Genomic DNA, 14727 nt, shown 5'->3' with positions numbered 1-14727 from the left:
GATGATAACCAATCCGGCGATTGATGCTTATGTGACGGGGCTGATCCCGCCGCGTTCCCCGCTGCTGGCGCGATTGGAGCGGGAAGCGGCGGAAGAGGGCATTCCCATCGTCCAACTGCCGACAGCGCAGGTGATGCGGACGCTGCTCCAGCTTCACCGGCCGAAGTCGATTCTGGAAGTGGGGACCGCCATCGGCTATTCGACCATCTGGATGGCGGAGGCGGCACCGGAAGCCCGCATCGTCACGATGGACATCGACGAGCAGCGTCTGGAGCGGGCGCGTGCCAACATCGCGGAAGCCGGGTTGTCGGCGCGGATCGAGATCCTCGCCAGAGATGCCACGCTCGGTCTGCCGGACACGTACCGGTTCGACTGTCTGTTTATCGACGCCGCCAAAGGACAGTACCGCACGTTTCTCGATCTCTACCTGCCGCTGCTGCGCGAGGGGGGACTGGTGCTGTCCGACAACGTCCTGTTTCGCGGGCTGGTGGCGGCGCCGGAAGAAGCGGGGAAACGGCAGCGGCCGCTGGTGGACAAGCTGCGGCAGTTCAACGCCTACCTGGCGGAGCATCCCCAACTGGAAACCACGTTTGTTCCGGTGGGCGATGGCCTGGCCGTCAGCCTGAAGCGGACAGCCGATTACACATCAGAGAACGGGCCCCGGCTGTAAGGCCAGGGAGCAGCAAGAGGAAGGAGACATGGAGCATGGGTCACCCCGTATTGATTGGGGTCGCCGGGGGCAGCGGCTCCGGCAAAACTACCGTGGCGCGCGAACTGTTTCGCCAGTTTCAAAACGACAGCGTCGCCATGATTGAGCAGGATTCGTACTACAAGGACCAGAGCCACCTCAGTCTGGAAGAGCGCTCGATGACCAACTACGACCACCCGTTTGCGTTTGACAACGATCTGCTGCTGTTTCACCTGCAGGAGCTGATGCAGCGCCGGCCGATCCAGAAGCCGATTTACGACTTCAAGGTGCACAACCGGAAGCGGGAAACGGTGCTGGTGGAGCCGAAAGACGTGATCATTCTGGAAGGCATGCTGATCCTGGAAGATCCCCGCATCCGCGACATGATGGATATCAAGGTGTTTGTGGACACCGACGCCGACGTGCGGATCGTCCGGCGGATCATGCGTGACATCGAAGAGCGCGGCCGTTCGCTCGAATCGGTGGTCAACCAGTACCTCAACGTCGTAAGGCCGATGCACCTGCAGTTTATCGAGCCGACCAAGCGGTACGCCGACGTGATCATCCCGGAAGGCGGCTACAACCGGGTGGCGCTCGATCTTCTGTCGACCAAGATCCGCAACATCCTGCTGGAGAAACAGCAGCTTTCCAACGCGTAGGGACGTCAGCCGAGCCCGGGACAAGAGGGCCGCTGTCTTGTAGGGCCGATTCCATGCCCCGGGCAGCGCGACCGGCTCGGGGACATCCCCTCACACGTGAATATCCGAAACCACACGCGAGCGCGCCGCCCGAAAGCGGCGCGCTTTTTTTCATGCCTGTGCGCATGTTGGGCCAGATCGGGTTTTCCCGCCGCCCGTTCCGGCAATACTGGAAAAAAAAGGCGGGAGGTATGCGGCATGGACCTGGAACGCCGGGTGAAACGGCGCCACTTTCTCGTGCTGTTGTTCATGACGCTGGTGTGGGCCGGGCTGTTGGTCCGCCTCTGGTGGATTCAACTGTGGGCATCGCACCGCTTCTCCAGGCACGGTGTCGATTTGGTGAAAAATGCGGTTAAGCAGCGGCAGCAGAGCATCGTGCTGCACAGCGGCCGGGGCGACATCCTCGACCGAAACGGCTACCCCTTTACGGGGGAGGAACAGCTCGCCCTGCTCCTGTTCCCCCTGGCGCGGGGCAGCCTGCAGGAAAACGGCGGATGGAGACGGCTGGCGGAGATCGTGCGCGTGCCGGAAACGATGCTCGAAGACGTGATGACCAAAGCGAAAGCCCCGCTCATGCTGAGACAGACGGACGGCAGGCTGGTCCCCCTGAGCGAGCGGCAGGCGGATCAGGTAAACGCGCTGGGGATCCCCGGCGTCGTCGCCCTGAAAGTGACGGAGCGCTACCGCGCGGACGAGGTGGCCAAGCACGTGATCGGCTACATCCACCGCAATCCCGAACTGGTCCGCACGCTGTATCCGGACGAGTGGGCGGAAGGGAAGATGAACGCGGACAGCACGGTAGGGGCGTCCGGCTTGGAGCGCAGCTTCGACCGGTTTTTGCAGGGAGTGGAGCCGTCCGTGCTCTCCTACTACGTGGATGGCGAGGGAAAGCCGCTCAAGGGGCTGGACATCCGCTACACGCGGCAGGAGAACCAGTACTACCCGCTGTCTCTCGTCACCACGCTGGACGCCGACCTGCAGCGGCGCCTGGAGCGGGTGGCGGACAGCGCCGGCCTGCGGGAAGGGGCGATCGTCGTGCTGGACGCGACCCATGCAGACGTCCTGGCGATGGTCAGCCGCCCGCAGTACGACCAGACGAAAGTGGACGTGCAGCAGGGGGCGTGGCGAAACCGCGCCGTCAAGCAAATCACCCCCGGTTCCGTCTTCAAGACGGTCGTGGCCGCGGCCGCCCTGGCGGAGGGGCTGGTTTCCCCCACCGAGCGGTTCGTCTGCCGCGGCGATTACGGCAAATACGGCTTTTCCTGCTGGAAGCGGGACGGTCACGGCGCGCTGACGATGGAGGAGGCGTTTGCCCAGTCCTGCAACATCACCTTTGCCGAAATCGCCAAACGGATCGGCGGGGACAAGCTGGAGGCGTATGCCCGCCGTCTGGGCTTGTCCTCTCCGGTGGGATACGTCACGCCGCACCTGTTCAAATTGGACGGCTTCCGGCAGGTGGACGGCGAGGAGCAGGGACGGGTGTTCGCCGAGCAGGTTTCCCGCCAGGATGAAGGCGTCTTGATCCAGACGGCGATCGGCCAGCGGGACGTTCGCGTCACGCCAATGCAGGCCGCCAATCTGATGGTGACCATCCTGCGCGGGGGGCAGCCCGGCCAGGTGCGGTTGGTGAGCGAGATCGCGTATCGAAACGGCCAGACGTTTTTCCGTTTTCCGGAACACCGGCTGCCGGAGTCGGGGATCGACTATGTGACGGCCAAAAAAATGAGGCGCCTGCTGCGCCTCGTCGTAACCGAAGGAACCGGCCGGATGCTGCTGCAGGCGCCGTGGCCGGTCGCGGGCAAAAGCGGCACCGCGCAGACGGGGGCCGGCGACGGCAGCAACCACCTCTGGTTTGTCGGCTACACGCCGGTCGACACCCCCCGGTACGCCATTGCCGTCGTGGCGGCACACCAGCCGGCCGGGGAGACAACCCGGGCTATGGAGATTTTCCGCCGCGCTGTCGAAGCGATTGCCGAGTGGCCAGGTCAATCTTCCCCACTTCGCGCAGGGAGTTCTCCAGAATAAAGGCGCGAGCCTGCACCTTGTCTTGTCTGTTGAGACCGACAATCAGCATGATCGGCGAAGAGGACATGTAGAGGGACTGACTCGCCTTCGCCCAAATCGTGCGGCGGTCTCCCTTGCTGGGCGACAGCCTTTTGATCGTGTGGCTGTGCCAATCCCCGATGTACTGCCAGCGCTGCCGTCGGCTCAATTTGCGCACCAGCCTGCGCAGGTGGTCGTCGTCAAACAGGATGGCGTTGGGATGGCGAACGGCATTGGGACCGGGACCGCTGGCGTAGGTAACCAGCCACTCTTCATCATTCAACGAGTATCCCATCAATACCCCTCCCGTCTCCAGGGAGGGGTTTTTTCTGACGGATTGTTCGATCTGCTTCCACGCCTTGGGCGTGATATACAACGAGGTCATGGCCTTGTCTACCTCCTTGACTCAACCTCCACAGGGCTGCCTTTTATCCTATGCAGCGGCGCGCCAAAGTGATCCGTGACGTTTGTCGTGCGACAATTGTCGAAAAAAGGTTGTCAGCAAAAGTATTTCTTTTCTATAATTTTAGAAAAAATATGAATAGAAGGAAAGGTTTGATGCTATGCCAATGGCTTTTGTAAATCCCGCGCTGGTCGGCAAGGTGCTGGCCGAGGATCTCTACTCGGAAGCCGGTGTGCTGCTTCTGCCCCGGCGCACCGTGCTGACAGCCGCCCACGTCAACGCGCTGCGCAACCAGCGCATCACGCGCGTCAGCATCGCAGACGACCTGTCGGAGGGGAATGGCGAAAAGATTTCCGCCCAACTGCTGGACAAGGGAGGGGACCGGGAGAGCGCGTTCTGCTACCTGGATGCGATGGAACAGACGAGGCGGCTGTTTGAGCGCGTGGACCTTGGACAGGTGCCGAGCCTGCACGAGTTCTGCCAAGCGTTTCACGCGCTGGCGGAGCGGACGGAGGAGCGGCTCGGGCTGTTCCGGTCCCTGTACGTGCTGGAAGGGGCGGACAGCTACACGTATCGCCACTCGCTCAACGTGGGGATTCTCTGCACGCTAATCGCCCGCTTGCTGAAATGGGACGAGGAGCGCGTATGGTTGATGGGAGCGGCCGGATTTCTGCATGATATCGGCAAAACGCGCGTGCCCCGGGAGATCCTGCTCAAACCCGATAGGCTGACGGACGAGGAGTTTGCGGAAATGAAGCGGCACACCGTGTACGGGTACGAGATTCTGCAGCAGATGGAGGGCGGCCATGAGACGCTCGCCATTTGTGCCCTGCTGCACCACGAGCGGCTGGACGGCTCCGGCTATCCGGAAGGGCGGAAGGATGAGCAGATTCCGCTGGAGTGTCAGGTGGTGGCGGTTGCCGACATGTTTGACGCGATCTGCTCCGATCGCGTCTACAAGCAGCGGACGTCGCCGTTTGAAGCGGCCCGCGTGCTGTGGAAGGCGGCGTGCGACGGGCTGCTCAACATCGAAATCGTCTCCCTGTTCGTCCATTACATCGCCCAGCTTTACGTGGGAGCCAAGGCGCGTCTCAACAGCGGCGAGGAGGTGGAAGTGATCCTGATTCACCGGGATGAGCCGATGCGTCCGCTGATACGCCGGCACGGCCAGTTTGTCGACCTTCGCTGCCACCGCCAGTTAAGCATCGAAAAAATGCTCGGATAGCCGCCGCTCGCCGGCCGTGATGCGCCTTTGCCAGCGGCGGACGAGCCGAATCCCGGTGAAAGGCATCGATCGCCGCTCGGGACCTCTTCCCGGCGGCGGACGTTCCCATGCGGATGCCACATGTCACGGTTTTGTGGCAAAAAGGCCGGAGAACCTCGACACCCCCGTCCCGCTGTGCCAAAATAGAACAGATCGCACTAGGGACGGGGAGGGAACAGGCGAACCAGCATGATACGCAAACGAACCAGCATGATACGCAAAGCGACACCGGCAGACGCGGCATGCGTCGCGCCGCTGATTTACGAAGCGATTGGCAGCATTGCCCATACGCTGACCGGCGCTGTGGAAGCGGACGAGGCCATTCGCGTCATCGAGGCGTTTTTTCGGATGGAGAGAAACCGGCTCAGCTACGAGAATGCGGTCGTGGCCGAAGTGGGGGGAGAACCCGTCGGACTGGCGCTGTTCTACCACGGCAGCCGGACCGAAGAGCTGGACCGTCCGTTTGTTCAGCGGTTGGCCCGCTTGACGGGCATCGCTCCGGTCATTGTAAAGGAAGCCCGGTCCGATGAGTTTTACCTGGACACGCTGGCGGTCCGCGCCGACCAGCGCGGCAAAGGCATCGGCAGACGGCTGCTGGCCCGTTTTGAAGCAGAGGCTCGCGCGCGCGGACACGAGCGGATTGCGCTGCTCGTGGACCAGGAAAACCCCCAGGCGCGCAAGCTGTACGAATCGATCGGCTATCGGCCGGACGGCACGCTTCTGGTAAGCGGCCACCTGTACGACCATATGGTCAAGCAAATATCCGTGCTGATCTGACGACACCTCCCGTATGCCCGCGGCATCCGTTGCCATGCCCCGGCCAGGCGGGAGGTGTTTGTTCTCGTAAAAAACAAAAGCATTCGTGTCCGTTGTGGCAAGCGGAAGAAACGAATGGATGTTGATATGCCAAAATAGTGGGAGTAAAATAACAAAAGAAAGCAATAAAAATCGATTGATTTTTGTTGTAAATCAAACGGTTGACAAGTGAAACAAAAGGAGGAACTGCGTGTCATGTTGGCTTCAAAAAGGCAGCAGGAGATTCTCGAACTGCTGGAACAGAAGGGACACGTCTACGTCTCCAACTTGAGCAGGCAGTTTCAGGTGACGAAAGAGACGATACGCCGCGATCTGGAGGCGATGGAAAAACAGGGATTGATTCACCGCACGCACGGCGGCGCGGTGTTGAACCGGAAGGAAAAAGAAGCGTCGCCGCTCATCCAGCGCGAAGTCGCCCATCTGGAAGCGAAGCGGGAGATCGCCAAGGAAGCGGCCAAAGGCATCCAGGACGGGGACATCATCGCCCTCGACTCCAGCGACGTCTCCTTTCAGTTGGCCCGGCTCCTGGGCGAGCGGGAGATCACCGTGATCACCAATTCCATCGCCGTCACCCTGGAGTTTCTCCGTCAGGACAAGGTAAAGGTCATCACCGTCGGCGGCTATCTGAACAAGGACTGCACCTCGTTTTTCGGCACGATGACGGAAAAGTCCATCGAAGGCTACCACGTGGACAAGTTCTTCTTCTCCTGCCACGGGGTTCATCTGGAACACGGCATTTACGAGAACAACGAGATGGAAGCACAGGTCAAACAGAAGTTCATCTCCATCTCCGACCGCTTGATCCTGCTGGCCGACCACACGAAGTTCGGGCAGAAGTCGCTGACCAACCTGCTCTCCCTGGACAAGGTGGACCAGATCATCACGGATCACGGGCTGCCGCTCAACCAGTTGTCCGCTTTCAAAGCAGAGGGTTTGAATATACAACTCGCCCAGTCGTAACAGGTGGGTTCTTTTCTGTTTTCCAACCAAACATTTCAAATGGAAAAGAGAAACAATCCCGCAAAAACATGTGGGATTGTTTCTCTTTTGTTGGTTTCGGAATATTGAAAAAGCAGAAAAATGCGGATAATATGTGGGACAAACAAAGCATCAATCGATTCAGGAGGAGCCGAGATGCACGACAAGCTGGTGTTTGGAGTTGATTTTGGAACGGAATCGGCTCGCGCCGTTCTAGTGGATGCAGCAAACGGAGAAGTGAAAGCGATTGCAACCAAACCGTACGCCCACGGCGTGATCGTGGAGACGCTGCCGGGCACGTCGGTTCGGCTGAACAGCGAATGGGCGCTGCAGGATCCTCAGGATTACCTGGATGCGCTGGTGGATACGATCCGCGCCTGCATGAACGAGGCCGGGGCCAGACCGGATCAGGTGATCGGCATCGGGGTGGACTTTACCGCCTGCACGATTCTGCCGATCCGCGCCGACGGGGAACCGCTCTGCGCCGATCCCGCCTTTCGCGGCAACCCGCACAGTTGGGTGAAGCTGTGGAAGCACCACGCCGCGGAACCGGAAGCGAACGAGATCACCGAGCTGGCGCGGGCGCGAGGAGAAGCGTTTCTCCGCTATTACGGCGGCTCCCTCTCGTCCGAGTGGCTTCTGCCCAAAGTGCTGCAGATCCTGCGCGAAGCCCCTGAGGTCTACCATGCGGCTGACCGCTTCGTGGAGGCGGGCGACTGGATCGTCCTGCAGTTGACGGGCGAATTGAAGCGCAACTCCTGCGCGGCGGGGTACAAGGAAACCTGGAACAAACGGAACGGCTACCCGTCGTCCGATTTTTTGAAAGCCCTTCATCCGGACATGGAGCATTTTGTCCGCGACAAGATCGCCACCCCGATATACCCGGTCGGCACGTACGCCGGCCGTCTGACGGAAGAGATGGCCCGCCGGCTGGGCCTGACGGAACAGGTGGCCGTCGCCGTCGCCACGATCGACGCCCATGCGAGCGTGCCCGGGGCGGGGATCGTCGAACCCGGCCAGATGCTGATGGTGATGGGCACGTCCATCTGCCACATGGTGATGGCGGAAGAGGAGCTGTTTATCCCGGGAGTAAACGGCGTGGTGGAAGACGGGATTCTCCCCGGACTGTACGGATACGAAGCGGGGCAGGCGGCCGGGGGCGATACGCTGGCCTGGTTCGTCCGCAGCGGCGTGCCGGCCGCTTATCACCAGGAAGCGGAACAGCGGGGCATGTCCCTGTACGCCCTGCTGGAAGAGAAAGCGAGGGCGATCAAGCCGGGAGAGAGCGGTCTCATCGCGCTGGATTGGCTGAACGGCAACCGCTCCGTGCTCAACGACGCCTCCCTGTCCGGCCTGATCGTCGGCATCCGGCTGGAGACGAAGCCGGAAGAGATCTACCTCGCCCTGATGGAAAGCCTGGCGTTTGGCACGCGCACCATCATCGAAGCGTTTGAAGACGGCGGCCTCCCCATCCGCAAGCTGTACGCCTGCGGCGGCTTGTCCGTCAACAACCGCCTGCTGATGCAGATTTTCGCCAACGTGACGGGCAAACAGGTGGAAGCGGTTTCGAGTCCCAATGCTTCCGCGCTGGGCGCCGCCATGTTCGGCGCGGTTGCTGCAGGGGCAAAAGCCGGCGGATACGATTCGATCATGGAAGCGGCCAGCCGGATGAAAGACGGCCACTCCGTCGTCTACCGGCCGGATGAACAGGCGCGTCAGACGTACGACCGGCTCTACCGGCTGTACAAGGAGCTTCACGACACCTTCGGACGGGGCTCCCTGATGAAGGAATTGAAAGCGGTAAAAAAATGGACGGAAATGAGCGTATGACATGAAAATTTGCGTGGTTGGCAGTTTGAACACGGATATGGTGATCAGGACCAAGACGTATCCCCGCCGGGGAGAGACGCTGTTTGGCGAGACAATGGACATCCTCCCGGGCGGCAAGGGAGGCAACGCCGCGACCGCGATCGCCCGGCTGGGCAAAGAGGTGCTGCTGGTCGGATCGGTCGGGCAGGACCCGTTCGGGGATCGGCTGCTGGCAGAGCTCAGGGCCAACGGCGTCGACGTGTCGGGGGTGAAGCGGAGCGCGGCCGCCAAGACCGGAACGGCGATGATCACGATTGACGCCTACGCGGAAAATACCATGCTGGTGGTGCGCGGGGCCAATGCGGACCTGGCTCCGGAGGACGTCGACAAGGTGCTGCCCGAGCTCCAGTCCTGCCGCATCCTGCTGACGCAGATGGAAACGGGCGAGCGGGCGGTCGTCTACGCGATGCAGAAGGCCAAGGAGAACGGCAGTCTGGTGATTCTGGACCCGGCGCCGGCGGAAGGCATCACGATGCGGGCGCTGCAGTACGCCGACATCGTCATTCCGAACGAGCAGGAGACGAAGTACATGACCGGCATCGAGATCGAGGGCCCCGACGACGCCCGGCAAGCGGCCCTGTACTTCCAGTCGCTCGGCGTCTCCCAGTCGATCATCAAGATGGGGCAGCGGGGCTGCCTGGTCTTCACCCCGGAACGCTCGGAGTTTATTGAAGCGATTCCGGTTCAGGCGGTGGATACGGTCGTGGGCGACACGTTTTCCGGCGCGTTGGCCTGTGCGCTGGCCGACGGGAAAAACCTGTTTCAGGCGGCCCGGTTTGCAAGCGTTGTCAGCGCGCTGAAGGCAACCCGTTTCGGCGCCCAGGTGGGCATCCCCACACTGGCGGAGGTGCGGTCCTTCATCGCCGAACGCGGGCTGCGCGATTATCTGGACGGGACAGCCGCGGCACATGAATGACGGAGGTGTGGACGATGCAGCCGTATTTGTTGGAAATGAAACACATCAGCAAGACGTTTCCGGGGGTGAAGGCGCTCGACGACGTGCAGTTGGCGGTGCGTGCGGGCGAAGTGCACGCCTTGATTGGAGAGAACGGGGCGGGCAAATCGACGCTGATCAAAATCCTGGCGGGCGTGTATCACCCCGACCCCGGAAGCCGCTTCTTCTTTGACGGCAAAGAGGTGGAGATCAAAAAGCCGCTGGACGCGACCCTGCAGGGCATCTCCATCATTTATCAGGATTTGAGCCTTTTTCCCAACCTGAGCGTGGCGGAAAACATCTGTATGGGCCGCGATGCCGGAAAAGGACCGTTTCGCCTGGTCAAGCGGAAAGAAAAGAGGGAGCTGGCCGCCCGCATCCTGAACGAATGGGGGTTCGGCATCGATCCCGACGCCCGCCTGGACACGCTCAGCATCGCCAAGCAGCAGCTCGTCGCCATTGCCAGAGCGATCGCCTTCGAGGCCAAGCTGATCATCATGGACGAGCCCACCTCGTCGCTCTCGTCCGGCGAAGTGGAGCTGCTGTACAAGGTGATCGACGACTTGAAGCGAAAGGGAATCGCCATCCTGTTCGTCAGCCACAAGATGGAGGAGCTGTTCAAGGTGTCGGACCGGTTCACCGTGCTCCGGGACGGGAAGTACGTCGGCACGTATGACAGGGATGAGCTGAACGAAGAAAGGCTGATCGCACTGATGGTCGGACGAAAAGTGGAGGCGGTGTCGAGGCAGGAGACGCAGCCGGGCGAGCCAGTGTTGGAAGTCGTCTCGCTGTCCAAGCGGGGCCATTTCAAGGACGTCTCGTTTACCCTGCGAAAAGGGGAAGTGGTCGGCATCACCGGGCTGGTCGGCTCGGGCAGGACGGAGCTGGCGCACGCGCTGTTCGGCCTGCAAAAGCCGGACGCGGGCGAGATCAGGCTGAACGGAAAAGCGGTGAGCATTTCGTCCACGCAGGAGGCCGTGAAATACGGCATCGCCTACGTGCCGGAGAGCAGGCAGCGGGAAGGGCTGATCCTGCAGCAGTCGATCGTCCGCAACGTCTCCCTGCCGATCCTCAAGCAGTTGAAAAACCGCCTGGGGTGGATCGACGGAAAACAGGAGGCGAAACTGGCCGAGGGATACATCCGGTCGCTGGACATCCGCCCCGCCATCCCGGAGATGGCCACCGGCAACATGTCCGGCGGGAACCAGCAAAAAGTGGTCATTGCCAAATGGCTGTCGACAAACCCGCGCATCCTGATCGTCGATGAACCGACCAACGGGATCGACATCGGGGCGAAGACGGAAATTCACAGGCTGATCCGCTCCCTGGCCGCCGACGGGCTGGCGGTGATCGTCATCTCGTCCGATTTGCCGGAAGTGCTGGCCGTCAGCGACCGCGTGCTGGTCATGCGAAAAGGGACGATCAGCGGGGAACTGTCCATCAAGGAAGCGACCCAGGAGAAAATCATGAACCTGGCATTGATCGGATCACCTAAGGCGAAAGGAAATGAGGCGGTCGGTTTATGAGCAAAATCCTGAAATCAAGCGAGCTTGGAATCGGAGTCATCCTGCTGCTGCTGTCCACGGCGCTGGCCGTCACCAGTCCCGTCTTTTTGACGGGGGACAACATCCTCGACATCTTGAAGGGCAACGCCGTGCTGGGCATCCTCGCGATCGGGATGACACTGGTGATCATCACCGGCGGGATTGACGTCTCCGTCGCCGCGGTGACGGCCGCCATCACCGTCATCATCGGAAAACTGGCCGTCTCGCTGCACGACAGCGGATGGAGCCTGGTCGCCATTTTTCTCGCCGCGCCCCTCGTGGGAGCGCTGCTCGGCCTGATCAACGGGCTGCTCGTCGCCAAAACAAAGATACCGCCGATCGTGGCCACGCTGGGCACCAAAAGCATCTTGGCCGGGGCCACGCTGTACGTCACAAACGGGGCGTACATGAACAGCAGCGATCTGCCGGAAGCGTTTCTTCGCTTCGCCCAATGGAAACCCCTCGGGGTATCGGTTCTCATCCTCATCTTTTTTGCGGTCGCGCTGTTTACCTGGTTTCTGCTGAACCACACCGTCATCGGCCGCTCGGTCGTGGCGATGGGCGGGAATCCGGTTTCCGCGATGCGGGCGGGGATTCACCTGCAGTCCGTGCAGTTGTTTGTATACGCATACATGGGCTGCCTCGCGGGCATTGCCGCAATCGTGCAGACCGCGTACACCAAAGGGGTGGACCCGAACGGGTTCAACGGCTTCGAGCTGACCGTAATCGCCGCCGTCGTCCTGGGCGGGGCCAACATCATGGGCGGCTACGGTTCCATCCCGGGGACGATCCTGGGTGTGCTGCTGCTCGGCGTGATGCAGAACGGCCTGATCCTCGCCCATGTCGATACCTTCTGGCAGGATATCGTGACCGGCGCGATTATTTTGATCGCCGTCACCTATGACGTGATCAAGCGGAAGCGCGAGGAAGCCAACCGGGCGAAAATCGAGATCGAGGCGTAGGAGCGGGGTGAGGACATGAATTTTCTCTCGAAAGAATGGATTCTCGGCTACGTGTTTGCGGGACTGTTTCTCTTGATGACGCTGTTTGTCCCGGGGTTTTTTGAAGCGTACAACCTGATCAACATGCTGTTTCAGCTCCCCGAACTGGGAATTTTGTCGCTGGGGATGATGGTCGTGCTGCTGACGGCCGGGATCGATTTGTCGATCACCTTCCTGGCGGCGCTGGCCGGCGTGATCGTGGCCACGCTGCTGACCAACGGGTATTCCGTGCCGGTGTCGATCCTGGCGGGCGTCGCCACCGCGCTGGCCGGCGGTCTTCTCAACGGGTTTTTCATCGCCGTCGTCGGCGTTTCCCCCATCCTGGTCACGCTGGGCACGATGACCCTGTTTGAGGGGATTGTCCTGCTGCTGACAAAGGGCAACAGCATTTCCGGCTTTCCGGAGAGCTATTCGCTGATCGGCAACGGCCTCTTGGGAGCCGTTCCGATTCCGATCCTGATCTTTGCGGCGATTGCCGTGATCCTGTCCATCCTGCTGAACAAGACGGCGTGGGGCCGCAGCGTCTACATGTTCGGCAACAACCCGACGGCGACGCTGTTTTCCGGGATCAACACGACCCGGGTCGTCCTGTGGGTCTACCTGTTTGCCGCGTTGATGGCGGCGGTGGCGGCCATCATCATGACCAGCCGCTACAATTCGGCCAAGGTGGACATCGGCAGCTCGTACCTGCTGCAAAGCATCGCCGTCGCCGTCCTGGGCGGCACCAGCATCTCCGGCGGGTACGGCAAAGTGATCGGAGTCGTGCTGGCCGTGGGGATTTTCCAGATCATCTCCAACGGGCTGAATCTGCTGGGCGTCTCCAGCATGGTCATCGACATGCTGATGGGCACCATCCTGATTGGCGTCCTGCTGATCAACTATGTCTCGGCGAAGCGCAAGCAAAGCCAGACCGCGTGAAGGGAGGGATGCTGGCGAACCGACGATGTCACCCGCTTCTTTCCGCTTTTGTCCAAGACCAATGTCTGATCAACTGACACAGGGGGAGTTTCGATGAAAAAGATGAACAAAATGCTGTCTGTTTCCGTCTCCGTTTTGCTGGCACTGGGCCTGATGACGGGCTGTGCCGTACAGAAAAACACGGCCGCCCCGGCTGATGGTGCGGCAGGGGGCAAAAGCGACGGCAAGCTGACGATCGCCGTCGTTCCCAAACTGGTCGGCATCCCGTACTTCAACGCGTCCGAAAAAGGGGCGAAGCAGGCTGCCGACAAACTGGGCGTCGAGCTGATCTACACCGGCCCGACCCAACCGGACGCCGCGCAGCAGGTGAAGGTGATCGAGGACCTGATCTCCAAAAAGGTGGACGTAATCGCCGTCGCGCCGAACGATGCGGCCGCGCTGACGCCGGTGCTGAAAAAGGCGAAGGATCAAGGCATCAAGGTGATGGACTGGGACACGCCGGCCGACCCCTCGGTGGTTGAGCTGTCCGTCCACCAAATCGACGACGAAGTGTACGGACGTCACATGGTTGACCTGCTCGTCCAGGCGATGGGCACCGACAGCGGAAAAGTGGCCATCGTGACGGGCGGCCTGTCGGCGCAAAACCTGAACACCTGGATCGACTGGTCGAAGAAGCAGATTGCCGAGAAGTACCCCAACCTGCAGATCATCGGAGACAAGATCGGCACGGACGAGAAACAGCAGGTGGCCTACCAGAAGACGCTGGACCTGCTGAAGGCCAACCCCGACCTGAACGGCATCCTGGCCTACTCCACGGTGGCGCCGCTCGGTGCGGCCCAGGCGATCCAGGAAAAAGGCCTGCAGGACAAGGTGTCGCTCGTGGGCGTGGCGCTGCCGAAGGACTCCAAGCCGTTCCTGGAAGACGGATCGCTCGATACGGCGACGCTGTGGGACCCGGTGAAGCTGGGTTACTTGACCGTCACCCTGGCCAAAGACCTGGCGGAAGGCAAGAAGCCGACCGACGGCCAAGAGGTGGAGAACGTCGGCAAGATCGAAGTGAAGGCAGACGGCAAAACCGTCATCATGGGACCGCCGAGCGACTTCACCAAGGAAAACGCCGGCAACTACGATTTTTAATCAAAACCGAACCGCCGCATCGGCACACGACACGCCAAAAGGCTGCCTGAACACAGGCAGCCTTTTTCATTCGGCAAAACCCGATCGGAAGCAACGCTCAGTCCCACTCCGCGTCCTGTTATCTCCCCTGCGCCTGCTTCGTTCGGTAAAACTCGTTGAACAGCTTCATCAGGGCCCGCTTCTCGATCCGCGACACGTACGAGCGGGAGATGCCCAGCTCGCGGGCGATTTCCCGCTGGGTCTTCTCTTTGTCCTGATCCAGACCGAACCGGCCGATGATCACTTCTTTTTCCCGCTCGTCGAGGATGTGAATGTGCTGGTAGATCTTGTTGGACTCCAGCTTGAGCTGCACCGTGTCCACCACTTCGTCAATCTCCGTGCCCAGCACGTCGATCAGGGTGATTTCATTCACCTTTCCGGTTTATCCGTGGAGG

Annotated in this window: 14 protein-coding genes; 12 read left to right on the top strand and 2 right to left on the bottom strand. The window is 60.9% G+C overall.

All coding sequences use genetic code 11. The annotated features are described in order from the left end of the window. The first annotated feature begins 1 nt into the window (after position 1). From M516_RS0100770 to M516_RS0100760, 3 genes are all read left to right on the top strand, one after another. Positions 2-670, top strand: a complete 669-nt coding sequence (locus M516_RS0100770) for an O-methyltransferase (RefSeq protein ID WP_029097410.1) — start codon at positions 2-4, stop codon at positions 668-670. After that, positions 646-1347, top strand: coding sequence for a uridine kinase (udk, locus tag M516_RS0100765; RefSeq protein WP_255433419.1), 702 nt, complete (start codon positions 646-648; stop codon positions 1345-1347). The genes M516_RS0100770 and udk overlap by 25 nt, the downstream gene beginning before the upstream one ends. Before the next feature lie 237 nt (positions 1348-1584). Further along, positions 1585-3411, top strand: coding sequence for a peptidoglycan D,D-transpeptidase FtsI family protein (locus tag M516_RS0100760; RefSeq protein WP_029097408.1), 1827 nt, complete (start codon positions 1585-1587; stop codon positions 3409-3411). Here M516_RS0100760 and M516_RS0100755 read toward each other — a convergent pair. After that, positions 3323-3814, bottom strand: a complete 492-nt coding sequence (locus M516_RS0100755; RefSeq protein WP_029097407.1) for a Mov34/MPN/PAD-1 family protein — start codon at positions 3812-3814, stop codon at positions 3323-3325. The two genes, M516_RS0100760 and M516_RS0100755, sit on opposite strands and share 89 nt — an antisense overlap. A gap of 178 nt (positions 3815-3992) precedes the next feature. On the opposite strand from M516_RS0100755, the gene M516_RS0100750 reads away from it, so the two are divergent. From M516_RS0100750 to M516_RS0100710, 9 genes are all read left to right on the top strand, one after another. Further along, positions 3993-5057 carry an HD-GYP domain-containing protein gene (locus M516_RS0100750; protein WP_029097406.1) on the top strand — a complete coding sequence of 355 codons (1065 nt, stop codon included), beginning with the start codon at positions 3993-3995 and terminating at the stop codon, positions 5055-5057. Between the two features lie 249 nt (positions 5058-5306). Then, positions 5307-5873 (top strand): GNAT family N-acetyltransferase, encoded by a 567-nt coding sequence (locus tag M516_RS0100745; RefSeq protein WP_029097405.1) that lies wholly within the window; start codon positions 5307-5309, stop codon positions 5871-5873. 234 nt (positions 5874-6107) lie between these two features. Further along, positions 6108-6872 carry a DeoR/GlpR family DNA-binding transcription regulator gene (locus M516_RS0100740; RefSeq protein ID WP_029097404.1) on the top strand — a complete coding sequence of 255 codons (765 nt, stop codon included), beginning with the start codon at positions 6108-6110 and terminating at the stop codon, positions 6870-6872. A 174-nt stretch (positions 6873-7046) separates the two neighbouring features. Then, the gene (locus M516_RS0100735) at positions 7047-8720 is read left to right on the top strand and encodes a ribulokinase (protein WP_029097403.1); all 1674 of its coding nucleotides are present in this window, start codon (positions 7047-7049) and stop codon (positions 8718-8720) included. Position 8721: 1 nt separating this feature from the next. Further along, positions 8722-9675: a ribokinase gene (gene rbsK, locus M516_RS22470; RefSeq protein ID WP_044897566.1), complete on the top strand. Its 954-nt coding sequence runs from the start codon at positions 8722-8724 to the stop codon at positions 9673-9675. A gap of 14 nt (positions 9676-9689) precedes the next feature. Beyond that, positions 9690-11219 (top strand): sugar ABC transporter ATP-binding protein, encoded by a 1530-nt coding sequence (locus tag M516_RS22465; RefSeq protein ID WP_051188052.1) that lies wholly within the window; start codon positions 9690-9692, stop codon positions 11217-11219. After that, positions 11216-12199, top strand: coding sequence for an ABC transporter permease (locus M516_RS0100720; RefSeq protein ID WP_029097402.1), 984 nt, complete (start codon positions 11216-11218; stop codon positions 12197-12199). Before M516_RS22465 ends, M516_RS0100720 begins: the two co-directional genes overlap by 4 nt. A gap of 15 nt (positions 12200-12214) precedes the next feature. Next, the gene (locus M516_RS0100715; protein ID WP_029097401.1) at positions 12215-13156 is read left to right on the top strand and encodes an ABC transporter permease; all 942 of its coding nucleotides are present in this window, start codon (positions 12215-12217) and stop codon (positions 13154-13156) included. Positions 13157-13249: 93 nt separating this feature from the next. Next, a complete protein-coding gene (locus tag M516_RS0100710; RefSeq protein ID WP_051188051.1) occupies positions 13250-14293 on the top strand; it encodes an autoinducer 2 ABC transporter substrate-binding protein in 1044 nt (347 codons plus the stop codon). A 118-nt stretch (positions 14294-14411) separates the two neighbouring features. Here M516_RS0100710 and M516_RS22460 read toward each other — a convergent pair whose 3' ends face one another. Then, positions 14412-14705 (bottom strand): sigma-70 family RNA polymerase sigma factor, encoded by a 294-nt coding sequence (locus M516_RS22460; protein ID WP_081656415.1) that lies wholly within the window; start codon positions 14703-14705, stop codon positions 14412-14414. Between the last annotated feature and the right edge of the window lie 22 nt (positions 14706-14727).

Origin of the sequence: Brevibacillus thermoruber 423, from assembly GCF_000454065.1 — a bacterium.
Classification (GTDB): Bacteria; Bacillota; Bacilli; order Brevibacillales; family Brevibacillaceae; genus Brevibacillus; species Brevibacillus thermoruber.
Note: the sequence above shows the minus strand (reverse complement) of the source record. Positions and strands in the feature narration are given on the sequence as shown.

Bases quoted from the DNA above. Each gene is read 5' to 3' on its own strand.
- M516_RS0100750 (WP_029097406.1), top strand. From the start codon at position 3,993: ATGCCAATGGCTTTTGTAAATCCCGCGCTGGTCGGCAAGGTGCTGGCC.
- M516_RS22465 (WP_051188052.1), top strand. From the start codon at position 9,690: ATGCAGCCGTATTTGTTGGAAATGAAACACATCAGCAAGACGTTTCCG.
- rbsK (WP_044897566.1), top strand. From the start codon at position 8,722: ATGAAAATTTGCGTGGTTGGCAGTTTGAACACGGATATGGTGATCAGG.
- M516_RS0100740 (WP_029097404.1), top strand. From the start codon at position 6,108: ATGTTGGCTTCAAAAAGGCAGCAGGAGATTCTCGAACTGCTGGAACAG.
- M516_RS0100720 (WP_029097402.1), top strand. From the start codon at position 11,216: ATGAGCAAAATCCTGAAATCAAGCGAGCTTGGAATCGGAGTCATCCTG.
- M516_RS0100710 (WP_051188051.1), top strand. From the start codon at position 13,250: ATGAAAAAGATGAACAAAATGCTGTCTGTTTCCGTCTCCGTTTTGCTG.
- M516_RS0100755 (WP_029097407.1), bottom strand. From the start codon at position 3,814: ATGACCTCGTTGTATATCACGCCCAAGGCGTGGAAGCAGATCGAACAA.
- M516_RS0100770 (WP_029097410.1), top strand. From the start codon at position 2: ATGATAACCAATCCGGCGATTGATGCTTATGTGACGGGGCTGATCCCG.
- M516_RS0100715 (WP_029097401.1), top strand. From the start codon at position 12,215: ATGAATTTTCTCTCGAAAGAATGGATTCTCGGCTACGTGTTTGCGGGA.
- M516_RS0100745 (WP_029097405.1), top strand. From the start codon at position 5,307: ATGATACGCAAAGCGACACCGGCAGACGCGGCATGCGTCGCGCCGCTG.
- M516_RS0100735 (WP_029097403.1), top strand. From the start codon at position 7,047: ATGCACGACAAGCTGGTGTTTGGAGTTGATTTTGGAACGGAATCGGCT.
- M516_RS0100760 (WP_029097408.1), top strand. From the start codon at position 1,585: ATGGACCTGGAACGCCGGGTGAAACGGCGCCACTTTCTCGTGCTGTTG.